Here is a 17,871-nt window from a genome sequence, read left to right as displayed (position 1 = left end):
GCCAATCTTGCCGATATGTCCAATAGCAACCAAGATTTCGACCAATAACATTCTCTCCTGCCCCGCTACGTGCTAGTTTTAAACGATGTTCAGATAAGGACGAGGTAGAGGAACCTGTGGATCAGCCTTCACGTATCCTGGTTGTCGATGACGTCGCCAACAACATTCAGGTCGCCATGAATATCCTGCGTGAAGACAACTACGAACTGTCTTACGCCATGTCGGGTAACGATGCCCTCGCTTTATTGCGAACCCAGTCTTTTGACCTGATTTTACTCGATGTCATGATGCCCGATCTGGATGGCTTTGATGTCTGCACACGCATCCGCAAAGACCTCAAGCATCGGGACATCCCCATTATCTTTCTCACCGCACGGGCGGATGTCGATTCAGTGGTCAAGGGCTTCGAGCTTGGAGGGGTCGACTACATCATAAAACCCTTTCATGCCGCCGAATTGCTCGCCCGGGTGCGCACTCATCTGGAGCTGCATACTGCCAAAGCGCTGCTGCAAAAGCACAATATCAGCCTGCGTCAAAAAGTAGAGCTGACCGAAAAACGCCTACTCTCCGAGCTGGAGCAAACCCAGCTGGAAATGATCCATATCCTCACCGAGCTGATGGAGTTCACTTCCGATGAAACCGGCCGCCATATCAAACGTGTGGCCGAATACTCGCAACTGCTGGCACAGCTGCACAACAGCCTGACCGAAGAAGATGCCGTCATCATCTTCCACGCTTCCCCGATGCACGATATTGGCAAGGTCTTTGTGCCTGAAGCGATTCTTCACAAGCCCGGAAAACTGACGGCAGAGGAATACGACACCATGAAAACCCACACCACCTGTGCCCATAATTTCCTCAAGAACTCGCCCCGTCGTATTCTCAAGGCTGCGGATACCATCGCCTGGCAACATCATGAACGCTGGGATGGCAGCGGCTACCCGCTGGGCCTCAAAGGCCATGATATTCATATCTATGGCCGCATTGTGGCTCTGGCCGACGTCTTCGACGCCCTGTCCCACCAGCGCATCTACAAACCGGCCTGGACCATGGCAGACACCACCGCCTACATTATCAATAACAGCGGCACCCATTTTGACCCTTATCTGGTCGAGCTGTTTCGGGACAACCTGGATCAATTCATTGCGCTTGCAGAAGTGTAGCCACTGGCAACAAGCCAGCTGGCTCAGGAACAGCAGAACCCTGCTCCTGCTGTTGACGCTATTACTGTCCTCAACGGTCGTGGCCGGATTCGAACTCACTCCGGAAGAACAAGCCTGGATCGATGCCCACCCCACCGTCACGGTGGCGGTCGAGCGTAACTGGGCCCCTTTTGACTTTGTAGACTACAACGGCAATCCAGATGGCATTTCCCAACGCCTGATCAGCAATATTCTGGCCTCAGTCGGCATCCAGCCCGATTATCGTATCGATGACTGGTCCAGCTTGCTGCGTGATGCCCGTTCCGGCGAGATTCTGATCTTGCCTTCCCTGGTCCACACCCCTGCACGGCAAGAATATTTGCACTTCACCAAGCCTTACCTGCGTTTAAGTGAGTATTTTTTTGGTCACAGCGATCTGGTGGGCGCCAGCAAAGAGATGCTGATGAAACAGCGTCTGGTCATGCCTGCCGACTTCGCTCTGGATGAAAGCATCCGGGCTCTTTACCCCGACCTCACCATTCTCACCGTATCCAATCTGGATGAAGCCATCCGCATGATACTGGAAGGCCAGGCCGACTTGCTGATCGATATCTACGCGGTAATGCATTACAAACTCAGCCGTCAGGGCATCATCAATATCAAGCCACTGGTGCCTTATGATGCCGTGAACCTGCATATGGCCGTGCCTCGTTCACAGCCAATCCTGCAAGGTATTATCGACAAGGCGTTGCTGGAAATATCCGCTGCAGATATCAGTGCCCTGTCACAAACCTGGTTGCCTGACCACCCAAGCAGCAATCATCAGCTATTATTGTCGCGCCATGAAATCGAATGGCTACAGCAGCACCCGCAAGTCACTGTTGATGCCCACTTCCTGCCTCCTCTGGTGATCACCGAAGGAGAACAAATCGGTGGCATCGCGGGTGAATATTTCAGCCGGGTCGGCAAGGCTCTGGATATTCGCTTTGCGCCCAATCCCTCCGACCATCATGCCGATATCATTATCTGCGATCTCAACGATTCTGCACTCAATGACGACTATCGAGCGGTCGCAACGCTACTGGAAACTCCGGTCGTTATTCTGATGACCGAGGATGCGGCGTTTATCGATGACGAACAGCAGCTCAGCCGCTTGCGAGTAGGAATACTGGCATCTGCCAGTTTTGACCAACTGTTGGGCAAGCGGATTCCCGGTTTATTGCTGACCCATATCGACTCCCCTACCCAGCTGCTGGACATGCTCGAAGCCGGGCAACTCGACGCCGTGACCATGCCTCTGATACAAGCCAATCACCTGCTGCGGCTGGAGAACTTCCGTCATCTCAAAGTGGTGGGTAAAACCAGCGTGACAATTCAACCCGCCATTATGGTAAATCGCCAGTCACCAGAGTTGATGTCGGCTATCTTGGCCACCGGAATCAAACTCAGTGATGCCGACCGGCTGTCCGTTCTCAACCAATGGTCAAATATCCAGTTTGCCGAACGCATCAACTATCAGCTGGTTGCCAGTGTTGTTGCCGTTTTCATCCTCTACATCATTATCAGCATTTACTGGAACCGCCGCCTGAGCAAGGAAGTCGAGCAGCGCAAACAGACCGAGCAGGCCTTGCAAACCGAACGTGACAACTTCAAAACCCTGTTCAAGGAAGCCACCGAAGGCAATCTGATCTTTCAGTTTGGCCAGTGTATCGCCCATAACCACGCCACCGAACGGCTGCTGGGTTATCGCAACGGCCACAATATCGACGGCATGACACTCGCCAATGCCACGCCATTAACCCAGCCCGATGGCCGCGAGTCTGAAGAGGTGATCACCCAGGCCTTTGCGACCTGTCTCAACAATGGCACCTTTCACCTGGAACTGATGATTCGCCGTCAGGATGGTACCCAACGCTGGCTTGATATTTCCCTGACGCGCATTCACTACGAAGGCCAGCCAGCCATTTATGCCGTACTGAAAGATATTTCAGAGCAGAAACGGCTCACCGCTGAACTGGCCCGCGCCCGCGACAAGGCCGAAGTCGCCAACCGCGCCAAGTCGGAATTTCTCGCCAATATGAGCCATGAAATCCGCACCCCCATGAACGCAATTATCGGCTTTACCGAGCTGTTGAGTGAGCAGCTCGACCAGCCTCGCCTGCGCTCTTATGTCGACACCGTACACAAAGCCAGCAGCTCATTGCTGCAACTGATCAATGACATTCTGGATCTGTCGAAAATCGAATCCGGCAAGATGGCGATAACCAAGGCGCCCACCAATGTGAATGTTCTGATTGATGAAATCGCCCAGTTTTTCTCTCTCGCAGTCACCACCAAGGGACTGAATCTGGTCGTCAACACCGATACCCGATTACCGCTTTTTTTATTACTCGACGATGTCCGCCTGCGACAAATCCTGATCAATCTGGTGGGTAATGCCGTCAAGTTCACCCATCAGGGTGCCATCACACTCACCTCACGCACCTTGCACATCGACGATCACCTCAGCAAGGTCGACCTTGAAATCACCATCAGTGATACCGGCATAGGCATTGAGCCGGACCAGATTCAGGCCATTTTCACCGAGTTTGAACAACTCGACAGCCGCCACGCCGGTGGCACCGGGCTGGGGCTGGCCATATCCCAACGCCTGATTGAACGTATGGGAGGGAGCATCTCCGTCACCAGCAGCCCCGGCCAGGGATCAACATTTACCCTCAAACTGGTTGGTATCGACATCGCATCAGTTGAAACCGCTGACCGGACAGAGCCGGGACAAAACCTTGGTCGCCTCCGGATCGATGATTTTGAACCCTGCAGCATTCTGGTGGTTGATGACATAGACAATAACCGCGAACTGATTGCCCGTATTTTTGAGCACTCACAGATCCAGATTCTCACCGCAGCCAACGGCCAGGAAGCCCTCGATGCCGTCGCCTTGTCACCGCCGGATCTGGTGTTGATGGATATCCGCATGCCGGTAATGGACGGCTATGAAGCCACCCGAATCCTGCACAAGCGTTACCCGGGCCTGCCGGTGGTTGCACTGACAGCGTCGGTATTACAAGGGGGAGAATCTGCACCGGATTTGCAACGCTTTGACGCCCATTTGCAAAAACCGGTCTTGCAGCGTGAACTGATCAAGACGCTGAAGCAGTTCCTCGCCACCAGAGACGAAAACAACCGCCCGGACACACCGGCAACAGCCAATACCACCACCGATACCACACCCTTACCCTTGTCGAACCCTCCCGACAGCAGCGTACTGGTGAGCCTCAAGGACCAATTGATGCCGCTTTACGAGCAGGCCCGTCATACCCACAACCTGAAAGACATCGGCCAGTTTGCCCAGGCATTGCAGCAGTTATCGACCGCAGAAGGCATCACCTCACTGACTGAAATTGCCAGCAATCTGCTCGCCGCCATCGATACCTTCGACATTGTGTTGATCGAAAACCTGATGAGCAAATATCAAAGCCTGCTGGCCAGTACCGACCAGCCATAAAAATGCCCCCGGCCTGGCTAAGACCGGGGGCAAAAAACTGCGTTCCGCGAGGAGCATCGTGAACGCAGGTCACAGGGACTCCTGCTGTCTTCAGCTACAAACCCGGCAGGCTTTAATGGCCTGCCCGGCAGCTAAAACGTATCCCCGGGGATACGGACAAAACCTTCCATCAATACGCGAGCGGAACGACTCATCACGGCCTTTTGGGCACGCCATTCACCATCCACCAGCTCTGCCGCAGCACCGACTCGCAAGGTACCGGACGGGTGCCCAAAAATAACCGCGTCACGCTCGACACCACCGGCTGCCAGATTCACCAGCGTGCCGGGCACTGCCGCCGCAGTAGCAATGGCCACCGATGCCGTTCCCATCATGGCATGGTGCAATTTACCCATCGACAAGGCACGGACACAGACATCAATGGCGTCGGCCTCAATCTGCTTGCCACTGGACGAGACATACGCTGTCGCAGGGGCCACAAATGCAATTTTGGGAGTGTGCTGGCGAGCGGCTGCTTCTGAGATATCGTTAATCAATCCCATTTTGACCGCACCCCAGGCCCGCATGGTTTCAAAACGTGCCAGTGCTTCAGCATCGCTGTTGATGTCTTTTTGCAACTCGGTACCGGTGTAACCAATATCCGCAGCATTGACAAAAATGGTCGGAATACCGGCATTGATCATGGTTGCCTTGAAGGTTCCGATACCCGGTACTTCCAGGTCGTCGACCAGGTTGCCGGTTGGGAACATCGAGCCTTCGCCATCGGCCGGATCCATGAACTCCACTTCGACTTCTGCCGCCGGGAAGGTCACTCCATCCAGCTCAAAGTCACCGGTTTCCTGTACTTCTCCCGCCGTGATGGGCACATGGGCAATAATGGTTTTACTGATGTTTTTCTGCCAGATACGTACCGTACAGACGCCGTTTTCCGGAATCCGCCCGGCATCCACAAAACCGGACATAATGGCAAAGGCACCCACCGCTGCCGTCAGGTTGCCACAGTTACCCGACCAGTCGACAAATGCTTTATTGATGGCTACCTGACCAAACAAATAATCCACATCATGGTCTGGCTGGGTGCTTTTATCCACGATAACGGTTTTCGAGGTGCTGGAGGTAGCGCCCCCCATACCATCGATCTGCTGACCGTAAGGATCCGGGCTGCCAATCACACGCTGCAGAATCTTGTCACGGGCTTCACCCGGCTCCTGAGCGGCAGGCGGTAAATCCTGGCGGCGAAAAAACACACCTTTTGATGTCCCACCACGAATATAGGTCGCCGGAATTTTAATTTGAGGAACGTGGGCCATATGGTCTCCTTGATGAGCCGGTACCGGGAAACAGGCACCGGCCATGTCTATAAATCGGTTCTGGACAAAACGAACCGCTGGCGGCCTCTTGTTTTCAGGGGCAACCAGCGGCTACGGAGTTTGCCGCTTATTCCTGTCCGAGGAAGTCCTTGGCAAACATTTGCAATACGCCACCGGCGTTATAAACACGTACTTCCGTTGCGGTATCCAGACGACAGGTCACCGGTACCTCAACCACCTCACCACTACGGCGAGTCACTTCAAGGATCAGCTCACTGCGTGGAGAAATATCGCCTTTAATGGTGTAGGTTTCGGTGCCATCCAGACCCAGGGTCAGACGAGTGGTACCCGGCTTGAATTCCACCGGTAATACTCCCATACCCACCAGGTTGGTCCGGTGAATACGCTCGAAACCTTCCGCGACGATCACTTCCACGCCTGCCAGACGAACGCCTTTGGCGGCCCAGTCACGGGAAGAACCCTGACCATAATCAGCACCCGCCACAATAATCAGCGGCTGTTTGCGGTTCATGTAGGTTTCAATCGCTTCCCACATACGCATTTGTTCGCCTTCCGGCTCAACCCGCGCCAGAGACCCCTGAATCACGTCACCCTGCTCGTCACGACACATTTCGTTCAGCAATTTCGGGTTGGCGAATGTCGCACGCTGCGCCGTCAGGTGATCGCCTCGGTGCGTTGCATAGCTGTTGAAGTCTTCTTCCGGCAAGCCCATTTTGGCGCAGTATTCACCGGCCGCACTGTGTGCCTGAATCGCATTGGATGGCGACAGGTGGTCGGTAGTGATGTTGTCACCCAGCACCGCCAGAGGACGCATGTCTTTCATGCTGCGTTCACCCGCCAGGGCACCTTCCCAATAAGGAGGACGACGGATATAGGTCGACATTGGACGCCAGTCGTACAGTGGGCTCTCGGCTTGTTCGATTTCACCCAGATCAAACATCGGGATATAGACTTGCTTGAACTGCTCCGGCTTAACTGCGGAGGCAACGATGGCATCAATTTCTTCATCTGATGGCCACAGGTCTTTCAGGGTAATTTCCTTGCCATCAACCACGGCCAGGGCATCGTGCTCGATATCAAAACGCACCGTACCGGCAATCGCATAGGCCACAACCAGTGGTGGTGACGCCAGGAAAGCCTGCTTGGCATACGGATGGATACGACCATCAAAGTTACGGTTACCCGACAGTACTGCGGTGGCGTACAGGTCACGGTCGATAATTTCTTGCTGAATCGCTGGGTCCAGTGCACCCGACATGCCGTTACAGGTCGTGCAGGCATAAGCCACGATACCGAAGCCGAGTTTTTCCAGCTCAGTCAGCAGGCCAGCTTCTTCCAGATACAGTTTGGCAACCTTGGAACCTGGTGCAAACGAGCTTTTCACCCAGGGTTTGCGAGTCAGGCCCAATTCATTGGCTTTTTTCGCCAACAATGCCGCTGCAACCACGTTGCGAGGGTTCGATGTATTGGTACACGAAGTAATCGCCGCAATAATCACCGCGCCATCCGGCATCAGGCCATCGGCTTCTTCCTGCTTGCCAGCAGCCAGTTTGCCTTCATCGGCGATACCGCGTTCGGTCAGATCCGAGGTTGGCAAACGACGATGCGGGTTGGACGGGCCAGCCATGTTACGAACCACAGAGGACAAATCAAACTGCAGCACGCGCTCGTATTCAGCGTCGACCAGCGCATCCGCCCACAAGCCGGTCTCTTTGGCGTATTGCTCAACCAGTGCGACTTGCTCAGGCTCACGCCCGGTCAGTTTCAGGTAATCAATGGTTTGGGAATCGATGTAGAACATCGCAGCGGTGGCACCAAACTCAGGACACATGTTAGAGATCGTGGCACGGTCACCAATGGACAGGCTGGCGGCACCAGCACCGAAGAACTCAACATAGGCACCGACTACCCGTTCCTTGCGCAGGAATTCGGTTAACGCCAGAACAATATCGGTAGCGGTAATCCCGGGCTGACGTTTGCCAATCAGCTCAACCCCGGTAATGTCTGGCAGGCGCATCATGGATGGCAAGCCCAGCATCACGGTTTCGGCTTCCAGACCACCAACACCAATCGCGATAACGCCCAGCGCATCCACGTGTGGTGTGTGGGAATCGGTCCCGACACAGGTATCCGGGAAAGCCACCAGCTTGCCGTTGTCATCTTCGCGGGCCTGGATCACTGGCGACATCTTTTCCAGATTGATCTGGTGCATGATGCCGTTACCGGCCGGGATCACATCGACGTTTTTGAAAGCGGTTTTGGTCCACTCAATAAAGTGGAAGCGGTCAGCGTTACGACGATCTTCAATCGCCCGGTTTTTCTCGAAGGCATCCGGGTCAAAACCTGCGGCTTCAACTGCCAGCGAGTGGTCAACAATCAACTGGGTTGGCACAACCGGATTCACTTTGGCCGGGTCGCCTCCCTGGTCAGCAATGGCATCACGCAAACCCGCCAGGTCGACCAGCGCCGTCTGACCGAGAATATCGTGACACACGACCCGTGCCGGGTACCATGGAAAATCCAGGTCACGCTTGCGTTCGATCAGCTGTGTCAGGGAAGCGGTCAGGTCGGCAGGGTCGCAGCGACGAACCAGTTGTTCCGCCAACACGCGGGAAGTGTACGGCAGCTTGGCATAGGCCCCAGGCTGGATCGCATCAACAGCTGCACGAGTATCGAAATAATCGAGGTCGGTACCAGGCAGGTTTTTACGGAATTCAGTATTCATGGTGTTCTCTCTTCCGGCTGTCGGACAACAACCGGTTGTTGTAATTTGGTTGTGACTTCAGGCAGCAGCATTGCTTGGCCCAACACGTCAGGTGCCTTCAACACACTGGTTTCAGGCACCCGGCTTGTGGCGAATGGACAGCTCTATGGCCAGCATCCATCACCTGCTCATCACAACAATCAACTGCGTTCAGATATATCAACCCATTCGGCGCTTTCCGGGCCGGAGTAGTCTGCAGATGGACGGATAATCCGGTTGTTGGCACGCTGTTCCATAACATGAGCACACCAGCCAGAAGCCCGTGAACACACAAAGATAGGTGTAAACAACTTGGTTGGGATACCCATAAAGCTGTAAGCCGAGGCGTGGAAGAAATCCGCGTTGCAGAACAGTTTTTTCTCGCGCCACATCACCGCTTCAACACGCTCGGAAACAGCGTACAGATGCTTGTCATTGACCAGTTCAGCCAGTTTTTGTGACCATTCCTTGATGATGGCATTACGCGGGTCACACTCTCTGTAAATCGCGTGACCAAAGCCCATGATCTTGTCTTTGCGCGCCAGCATACCCATGATGGCTTCTTCTGCTTCATCGGCTGAACGCCATTGCTCGATCATGTCCATGGCCGCTTCGTTGGCACCACCATGCAGTGGCCCACGCAGGGAACCAATGGCAGCGGTCACACAGCTGTGAATATCGCTCAGGGTGGAAGCACACACGCGGGCAGTAAACGTCGAAGCATTAAATTCGTGTTCTGCATACACGATCAGTGACGCGTGCATCACATCCACATGCATTGGATCAGGTTTTTTGTTGTGCAGGGTCCACAGGAACTGTTCACCAATGCTGTCGGCCTCGGTCTCTACCTCGATACGCAAACCATCGTTATGGGTAAAGTTGTACCAGTAGTTGATCATGCCAGGGAAAACCGCCAGCATGCGATCAATGCTGTCGTGGGCCTGGGAAAAATCGGTTTCGGTTTCCAGATTACCCAGCATCGAACAACCGGTCCGCATCACATCCATTGGGTGAGCGTCAGCTGGAATCTGTTCCAGTACGGTTTTCAAGGCGTCGGGCAAGCCACGCAGGCTTTTCAATTTGGCTTTGTAACCGTCCAGCTCTGCCTGATTAGGCAATTTGCCGTACAGCAACAAATAAGCGACTTCTTCAAACTGGGCCTTGTCGGCCAATTCCTTGATATCGTAACCACGGTAGGTCAGACCGGCACCGCTTTTACCTACGGTACACAGTGCCGTTTCACCGGCAGATTGTCCGCGCAAGCCTGCGCCACTCAGTTTTTTTGCTTCAGCCATCATTATGCTCCATCGAAACTGGTCAGTTGCCACACCTGTAGCGGTGGTATGCCGTATCGCGCCAACAGCCAATATCCGTTGTGTTGTGGCCGCAGTAACGCGATACGTACAGGTGTAGATCTGGTGTTATTATTGGGTCAGCCGGAGGCTTACTTGTTTTTACCTTCAGAGAACAGCTGGTCCAGCTTCTGTTCAAAATCGTGGTAGTTCAAGTAAGAGTAAAGATCCATACGGGTCTGCATCATGTCGACAACTGCGCGCTGATCACCGTTTTCAAGGATGCTGGTATATACCGTTTCTGCTGCCTTGTTCATGGCACGGAACGCACTCAGTGGGTACAGCACCATGGCAGCGCCCCATTCACCCAGCTGCTCACGGTTCCACAATTCGGTTTGACCGAACTCGGTAATGTTCGCCAGTACTGGCACATCACCCAGCGCTTCAGAGAAGGCACGGTAATGTTCTTCGGTTTTGATTGCTTCCGCAAAAATGCCATCCGCACCCGCAGCCACATAGGCTTTGGCACGTTCCAGCGCCGCTTCCAGACCTTCCTGGGCAAAGGCATCGGTACGGGCCATGATGAAGAAATCAGGATCGGTACGGGCATCAACCGCCGCACGGATACGGTCGGTCATTTCTTCAACCGAAACAATTTCCTTGTTCGGACGATGACCACAACGTTTCTGGGCTACCTGGTCTTCCAGGTGAACCGCAGCGGCACCGGCTTTTTCCATCTGCTGGATAGTGCGGGCAATGTTAAACGCGCCACCCCAACCGGTATCAATATCCACCAGCAATGGCAAAGAAGAGGCTGCCGTAATACGGCTAACATCGGCGATCACGTCGTTCAGCGACGTCATACCCAGATCTGGCAGACCATAAGAGGCATTCGCCACACCACCACCGGACAGGTAAATTGCCTTGTGTCCGATACGTTCAGCCATCATGGCGCTATAAGCATTGATGGTGCCCACAATCTGTAATGGTTTGTTTTCCGCCAGTGCCTGACGAAATTTTTGTCCTGGAGTCATCATTGACCCTCCTCTTCTGCCATAAGTCGTTCAAGATTAAGAAGCGACGTCTGGATATGACGTCGCATCAACAGTTCAGCCAACTCGGCATCACGTGCTGCGATGGCTTCAACGATACGTTGGTGTTCCTGCAGAGCCTGTAATGGGCGCTCGGTACTGGTACTGGTTTGATAGCGGTACATACGCACCAGGTGATACAACTCGCCGTATAACATTTGCTGCAAGCGTTCATTCTTGCTGCCACGAATCAGCCGGTAATGCAGGTCGAGATCACCGGCTTTCTGGTAATAACTCTGCCCTTGCTCAGCCTCAATCGATGCCGCATGTTCATTCAGCAAGGTTTGTAACTCAGCAATTTCGTCGTCCGTCATCCGCTCGGCGGCGAGACGGCAAGCCATGCTTTCCAGTTCAACCCGGACTTCATAGATATCGCGCAGCTCCGCCAACGATAACGACACCACCCGGGCTCCGGCATGGGGAATACGCACAACCAGGTGCCGGGCTTCCAGTTTCTGAATGGCTTCACGCATCGGCGCACGGCTACCGCCGTACTTCTGCACCAGCATTTGCTCCGACACTCGTACACCCGGCTTCAGCTCTCCCCGCACAATGGCGGTGGTGAGTTCTGAAAAAACCTTATCTGCGAGTGTTTGAGGGTCTGCCATCAGATTGTCTACAATCGATTGGGATGTGCTCACAATAAGGCCCTTGAAGGAGATTAACAATAGACTTTAGGCTAATATTGTATACGAAGATGCAGAATCTGGCTAAAAAAAGGCCAGAATATTTGTTCAGAAAACGATTTTGTATGCAATCGGTGACGATGACCCGTTTGGTGTCACCTTGTCGCCAGGCTCCACTTGCTTATCGCGCCACATCGACTGCAACGTGTGCTGACGGCATGATGGGGCAGCAGCGGCGGATAGAAATCAAGAGGCAGAACTGGAACCTCACGCTGTTGCAGTTGAGCATCCATTTTGAGTGGCAGCATCGACGCGTATCTGGATGGGTAGCGCGACCAGTGACTGACCCAGAACACTGAACAGCCTTACACTGGGGTTTGAATACGCTCTTTATTCGGGGTCAACAGATATACGCTTTATTTCAGCAATCGACAAAATCTCATCAGTCTTGCTGCCTTTAAGGTAAAGGGGACATCTATTTAATCCGGTGCTCACTCTGGGCTACCGGATTAAATAGATGCCCCCTATAGCTCACGAAACATATTATCTCCATTGATGATATTTTATGAATACCAAATAAAACCAACATTAATCCTGTACCCGGTTCTGATATTGTGATTTTTGCAGAACGCCAGAAAACCGGCATGCATCAGCACCAGATATTGATTGTTTTTATTGCATGATTATTTATTTGCAGTCGCCAGGATTTGCCAGCAATGATTTATTGATACGCTGAATTCAGGCTGTACTTTTTATTAGTTTATTAATTTATTAGTGTTTATTCGTACGCTCGACAGCTCCACACTTCCAGCCTCTCTCTCCCTCTACCCACTCTTCTTTCTCCCAACCTCATGCCCCAACCTGCATGCCCCGGCCAAGCCGGGCCACGCAGCGGAGGCGACTGATTTCCCAGTCATCAGGGTACTTATTCAGCTGGCATCTTCAGCTGGCATCGACAATGCTTTGGGAGAAACAATAATGCCGTTGTTATCGGCATAGACAAAGCAGCCGGGTTTGAATACAACGCCGCCAAATTTGACCTCAACGTTCACATCACCCAGGCCACGCTTGTCGGTTTTGAGTGGATGGGTCGCCAATGCCTGAACACCCAATGCGGTTTCCATAATGGCATCAACATCACGAATACAGCCATTAATAATAATGCCTTCCCAGCCGTTGTTAGCGGCTTTTTCTGCCAGCATATCACCCAGCATGGCGTGGCGTAGTGAACCACCACCGTCGACAACCAGTACCTTGCCCTTGCCGTCAGTGGCTACCAGCTCACGGACCTTGGAGTTATCCTCAAAGGCTTTGATGGTCACAATCTCGCCACCAAAGCTGTCATGGCCGCCATAATTGTTGAACATAGGTTCAACCACTTCGATCAGTTCAGGATATTCATCGCACAGATCGGGGGTCAGATAATCAGTCATACAAGTGGTCTCCTGTTAAGTGTGTTGGCTATCAAACACCATACAGGGCACTGTCGTCCAGACCACTTTGGGCTGATAGCAAGCAAGAATCATTCAAGTAATAACGAGTGATTAACGACTGGATTCCCCGGCAAGGCATGCAGATTACCCAGCCAGTCGCCCACCAATGGCCAGACTTCATGACAGGCTGTCGGGCTGTTGACCATGCCGGAGTGATCATAATCTTCACTAAAACCGCTATCGGTACCCAGCACCGTCATGGATTTGGGCACTTCCACGCCTGCGTCGGAACCGTAGTGTTCGTAAAAACGACGGCAGCAGGTGAGCGGATCAACACGATCAGCGACACCGGCAAACATGCGCAACGGCACCCTGGCCTGTCGCCAGGCGGGCAACAATGGTTGTTTGGCTGCTGTCAGTTGCCATTTGCCAAAAATAGCCTGTCGTGCCAGGTATTCATTCACGATACCGGCCGGTTCATTTTCGGGGCCAATGCCGACCTTGAGACCGTCCAGCTCACCCTTGATGGACATCAGCGTCCGTAAACTTAATGCCCCTAATGGCATCCACAAATACCAGGGGCGTTTCAGCACCTGGGCACCAAACGACACCACACCGGCGCAGTTGTCCGGGTGTAACTTGGCCGCTGCAATCGCAGTTGCCAGCACCACTCCACCCAAGGAGTGTCCGATCCAGGCCGGGTATTCTCCGGTTTTTTCACAGACAAAATCATTGACGGCGGGCACATCGTAACAGGCGTACTGTTGCGCCGTATTGTCCGTGTATTCGATATTGCGTGGCGACAATCCATGGCCCCGCTGCTCCATCAACCAGACATCAAACCCCTGCCGCACCAGCCAGGCAGCCAGGCCGTCACCATCGGCGGTCAGCCAGAAACTGCGATTGGTAAACGAGCCATGCAGCAGCACAACCGGTGGACGACGGCCATCACGGTCTGGAGATGTTTCATAACTGCCGGGGGACAGGTGTGTTACCGCCACTTCGACACTGCGATCCTGATCAAGGTTGTGCTTGACCAGATAAACATCATCGGTAAAACCGGCCAGGTTATCAGCCCTGGCCAGGGTTACCGGAAACAGCGCACTGCTGCTTTTCATGCGGGAATATCTCCAAAGCTCCGATCACCAGCGACCGGGTACTCATTGCGGTAAGATAAGAATGGCAGCCTGTTTGGACATTAATGTGACTTGTCCGCGAGGAAGAACCAGGTATCCATAACAGAGTCCGGGTTCAACGACACGCTGTCGATGCCATGTTCCATCAACCAGCGGGCAAAATCCGGATGATCTGATGGCCCCTGGCCACAAATACCCACGTATTTACCTTGTCGTTTACATGCCTGAATGGCCTTTTCCAGCAGCACCTTGATCGCCGGATTACGCTCATCAAACAGATGGGCAATAATACCGGAATCCCGATCCAGTCCGAGTGTCAGCTGGGTCAAATCATTGGAACCGATCGAGAAACCATCAAAGTGCTGTAAAAACTCGTCGGCGAGAATGGCATTGGCCGGCAGCTCACACATCATAATCAGCTTGAGGCCGTTCTTGCCGCGCTCCAGGCCGTTGTCTTTCAACAAGTTAACGACTTGCTCCGCTTCACCAGGGGTGCGCACAAAGGGCACCATGATCTCGACATTGGTAAAGCCCATCTCATCCCGCACCTTGTGCATGGCCCGGCATTCCAGCTCAAAACAATCGCGGAAATTTTTCGAGATATAACGGGAAGCACCACGAAAGCCCAGCATCGGGTTTTCTTCTTCCGGCTCGTACAAACGGCCACCAATCAGGTTGGCGTACTCGTTTGATTTGAAGTCTGACAAGCGCACGATTACCCGCTTGGGCCAGAACGCGGCGGCCAGTGTTGAAATCCCTTCCACCAGCTTTTCGACGTAAAAGTCGACCGGCCCCGGATAGCCGGCAAAACGGCGTTGTACCGTAGGCTTGAGGTCTTCGGGCAGGTTGTCGAAATTCAGCAAGGCCTTGGGGTGCACACCGATCATGCGATTGATAATAAATTCCAGCCGCGCCAGACCAACCCCGGCGTTTGGCAGCTCCTGGAAATCAAAGGCCCGGTCGGGATTGCCTACGTTCATCATGATTTTGAACGGCAGCTCCGGCATTGAGTCCACGCTGTTGGTGCGGATATCAAAATCCAGTGCGCCATCGTAAACATAACCTGTATCGCCCTCGGCACAGGATACCGTGACCGGCTGGCCATCTTTCAGTCGCTCGGTAGCGTCTTCACAACCGACCACCGCCGGAATGCCCAGTTCACGCGCAATAATCGCGGCATGGCAAGTCCGCCCACCCCGGTTGGTAACAATGGCTGACGAGCGTTTCATGATCGGTTCCCAATCCGGGTCGGTCATATCGGCAACCAGTACATCCCCTTCCCGGATCTGATCCATATCGTCGATATCGTTCAGGACCCGAACCGGCCCGGAGCCAATCCGGTGGCCAATACTGCGTCCTTCGGCCAGCACCGTGCCGGTTTCTTTCAGCAGGTAGCGCTCCATCACGGTTTTGCTGGTGCGGCTCTTGACCGTTTCCGGTCGCGCCTGCACCACGTACAACTTGCCGTCATCCCCATCCTTGGCCCATTCGATATCCATCGGCCGGCCATAGTGCTCTTCGATGGTCAGCGCCATGCGTGCCAGTGCTTCGGCTTCGGTATCGGTAATGGAAAACTGCTGCCGCAACTCACGATCCACCCGCAAGGTTTCAACTGACTGGCCAACACTGGCCGAAGCGTTGTATACCATCTTGATGGCTTTGGCACCGAGATTGCGACGTAATATAGAGGGACGGCCTTCACGCAGATTGTGCTTGTGGATGTAGAACTCATCCGGGTTTACTGCCCCTTGCACCACGGTTTCACCGAGGCCGTATGATGCAGTAATAAACACCACCTGATCAAAACCGGACTCGGTATCAATCGAGAACATCACACCACTGCTGGCGGTCTCGCTGCGCACCATGCGCTGCACACCGGCCGACAGGGCAATCGCGCTGTGATCAAAGCCCTGATGTACCCGGTAGGCAATCGCCCGGTCATTAAACAATGAGGCAAAGACATCCCGAACCGCATGCAGAACGTTATCAATCCCCACGATATTCAGATGGGTTTCCTGCTGACCAGCAAAGGAGGCGTCTGGCAGGTCTTCTGCTGTGGCCGACGAGCGCACTGCAGCCGCTATCTGGTCATTATCGCCTTGCAGCGTGTCGTACGCTGTCCGGATAGCAGACTCCAGCGCCGGTGGTAACGGCGCCGCCAGAATCCAGCTACGAATGGCAGCACCGGTTTCTGCCAGTGCCCGTACATCATCCACATCCAGATCGGACAATGCGGCATTGATACGATCATCCAGTCCCTGATAGGAAAGAAATTCCCGATAGGCGTCGGCACTGGTGGCAAAACCACCCGGCACGGTAACGCCAGAACTGGCCAGGTGGCTGATCATTTCTCCGAGCGAGGCATTTTTGCCACCAACCCGGTCCACATCTGCCATACCTACCTGATCAAACCAAAGTACATAGTCAGTCAATGTTGTTCTCCTGTACCATCGCGTGCTTTATGAGCCTGCTGAACTCATCGACGCCACCAGTGGTGACCTCGACGGTAAGAACACCGTTTTTGGGTTTCGGTGATTACGGGTTCAGATAACCCTTTTTATGCTGCTTCCGGACCATCCAGCGTACCGATATGGTTCATTATCATAACAGTCTACTGATGCAGATCATCGTCTGCGGTTATTCGTATACTCAGTGACTCAAATCGGGCCGTAGCAAGCGCGCGTAATACTAAGTGCAGGTAGAACAAATTTCCATATGAAGCGATACGCCTACTTTATTTCTGATGGCACCGGCATCACCGCCGAGATGCTGGGCAATAGCCTGCTGGCACAATTTGAGAAGATTGAATTCGAGTGTGTCACCCTGCCCTACATCGACAGCATCGTCAAAGCCGAACAAGCGGTTGCCCTGATTAATGCTGATGCAATCAAGAGCGGCCAGCCAGCGATTATTTTTGATACCGTCATCGACAAGTCCATCCAGCATGTCATCGATACCGCCAATGGCCTGAAGATCGATATCTTTGATGCTTTCCTGAAACCATTGGAACAGGCGCTAGGGGAAGATTCTTCCTACAGCGTGGGGATGTCCCACTCTGCCAAGAACACCAGTTACCTGTCTCGCATCGACGCCGTCAACTTCGCACTGGATAACGACGACGGCGCCCGTACCCGCCAATACAAAACCGCCGATGTGATTCTGGTGGGGGTTTCCCGTTGCGGCAAAACCCCTACTTGTCTTTATCTGGCGATGCAATATGGCATCAAGGCGGCCAACTACCCACTGACCGAAGAAGACATGGCCGATTTACGACTCCCCAAAAGCCTTGAGCCGTATCGCAAAAAGCTGTTTGGATTGACCATTGATCCTGATCGTCTGTCGGTGATTCGTAATGAGCGCCGCGCCAACAGCCGTTATTCTTCCCTGAAGCAGTGTTATCACGAAGTGGACGAGGTCGAAACCCTGTACCAGCGCGAACAAATCCCCTTTATCAGCACCACGGACAAGTCGATCGAGGAAATTTCCACCCGGATTCTGGCCAAGACGGGCATGCAACGGAAGCTACGTTCCTGAAGAACAAGACATTCAGAGTGCGCGACGGATCAAACCGG

The 17,871-nt window shown here is 53.6% G+C and carries 11 protein-coding genes; 3 read left to right on the top strand and 8 right to left on the bottom strand.

Annotation, left to right across the window (positions count from 1 at the left end):
- The first annotated feature begins 116 nt into the window (after positions 1 to 116).
- The gene (locus Q4551_RS01905) at positions 117 to 1,163 is read left to right on the top strand and encodes an HD domain-containing phosphohydrolase (protein ID WP_303431463.1); all 1,047 of its coding nucleotides are present in this window, start codon (positions 117 to 119) and stop codon (positions 1,161 to 1,163) included.
- A complete protein-coding gene (locus Q4551_RS01900) occupies positions 1,144 to 4,647 on the top strand; it encodes a transporter substrate-binding domain-containing protein (protein WP_303431462.1) in 3,504 nt (1,167 codons plus the stop codon). Before Q4551_RS01905 ends, Q4551_RS01900 begins: the two co-directional genes overlap by 20 nt.
- 131 nt (positions 4,648 to 4,778) lie before the next feature.
- Here Q4551_RS01900 and prpF read toward each other — a convergent pair whose 3' ends face one another.
- From prpF to ppsA, 8 genes are all read right to left on the bottom strand, one after another.
- Complete coding sequence (gene prpF / locus Q4551_RS01895) at positions 4,779 to 5,957, bottom strand: 2-methylaconitate cis-trans isomerase PrpF (protein ID WP_303431461.1); 1,179 nt, start codon at positions 5,955 to 5,957, stop codon at positions 4,779 to 4,781.
- Positions 5,958 to 6,084: 127 nt separating this feature from the next.
- The gene (acnD, locus tag Q4551_RS01890; protein ID WP_303431460.1) at positions 6,085 to 8,703 is read right to left on the bottom strand and encodes a Fe/S-dependent 2-methylisocitrate dehydratase AcnD; all 2,619 of its coding nucleotides are present in this window, start codon (positions 8,701 to 8,703) and stop codon (positions 6,085 to 6,087) included.
- Between the two features lie 179 nt (positions 8,704 to 8,882).
- A complete protein-coding gene (gene prpC, locus Q4551_RS01885) occupies positions 8,883 to 10,016 on the bottom strand; it encodes a 2-methylcitrate synthase (RefSeq protein WP_303431458.1) in 1,134 nt (377 codons plus the stop codon).
- Between the two features lie 149 nt (positions 10,017 to 10,165).
- Positions 10,166 to 11,047 (bottom strand): methylisocitrate lyase, encoded by an 882-nt coding sequence (gene prpB / locus Q4551_RS01880; protein ID WP_303431716.1) that lies wholly within the window; start codon positions 11,045 to 11,047, stop codon positions 10,166 to 10,168.
- Positions 11,047 to 11,745 carry a GntR family transcriptional regulator gene (locus Q4551_RS01875; protein WP_368501352.1) on the bottom strand — a complete coding sequence of 233 codons (699 nt, stop codon included), beginning with the start codon at positions 11,743 to 11,745 and terminating at the stop codon, positions 11,047 to 11,049. The genes prpB and Q4551_RS01875 overlap by 1 nt, the downstream gene beginning before the upstream one ends.
- Before the next feature lie 914 nt (positions 11,746 to 12,659).
- Positions 12,660 to 13,163: a ribonuclease E activity regulator RraA gene (gene rraA / locus Q4551_RS01870; protein WP_303431456.1), complete on the bottom strand. Its 504-nt coding sequence runs from the start codon at positions 13,161 to 13,163 to the stop codon at positions 12,660 to 12,662.
- A gap of 89 nt (positions 13,164 to 13,252) precedes the next feature.
- Entirely contained in the window at positions 13,253 to 14,281 is a 1,029-nt protein-coding gene (locus tag Q4551_RS01865; protein WP_303431455.1) for an alpha/beta fold hydrolase, read from the bottom strand.
- Positions 14,282 to 14,361: 80 nt separating this feature from the next.
- The gene (ppsA, locus tag Q4551_RS01860; RefSeq protein ID WP_303431453.1) at positions 14,362 to 16,731 is read right to left on the bottom strand and encodes a phosphoenolpyruvate synthase; all 2,370 of its coding nucleotides are present in this window, start codon (positions 16,729 to 16,731) and stop codon (positions 14,362 to 14,364) included.
- A 283-nt stretch (positions 16,732 to 17,014) separates the two neighbouring features.
- Here ppsA and Q4551_RS01855 point away from each other — a divergent pair, with 283 nt between their 5' ends.
- On the top strand, positions 17,015 to 17,833 hold the full coding sequence (locus tag Q4551_RS01855) for a pyruvate, water dikinase regulatory protein (RefSeq protein ID WP_303431452.1): 819 nt from the start codon (positions 17,015 to 17,017) through the stop codon (positions 17,831 to 17,833).
- Positions 17,834 to 17,871 lie beyond the last annotated feature (38 nt).

The sequence above is a fragment of the Oceanobacter sp. 5_MG-2023 genome, from assembly GCF_030548165.1.
GTDB lineage: Bacteria > Pseudomonadota > Gammaproteobacteria > Pseudomonadales > Oceanobacteraceae > Oceanobacter.
The sequence above is the reverse complement of the archived record's forward strand: the minus strand, read 5'-3'. Positions and strand labels throughout refer to the sequence as shown.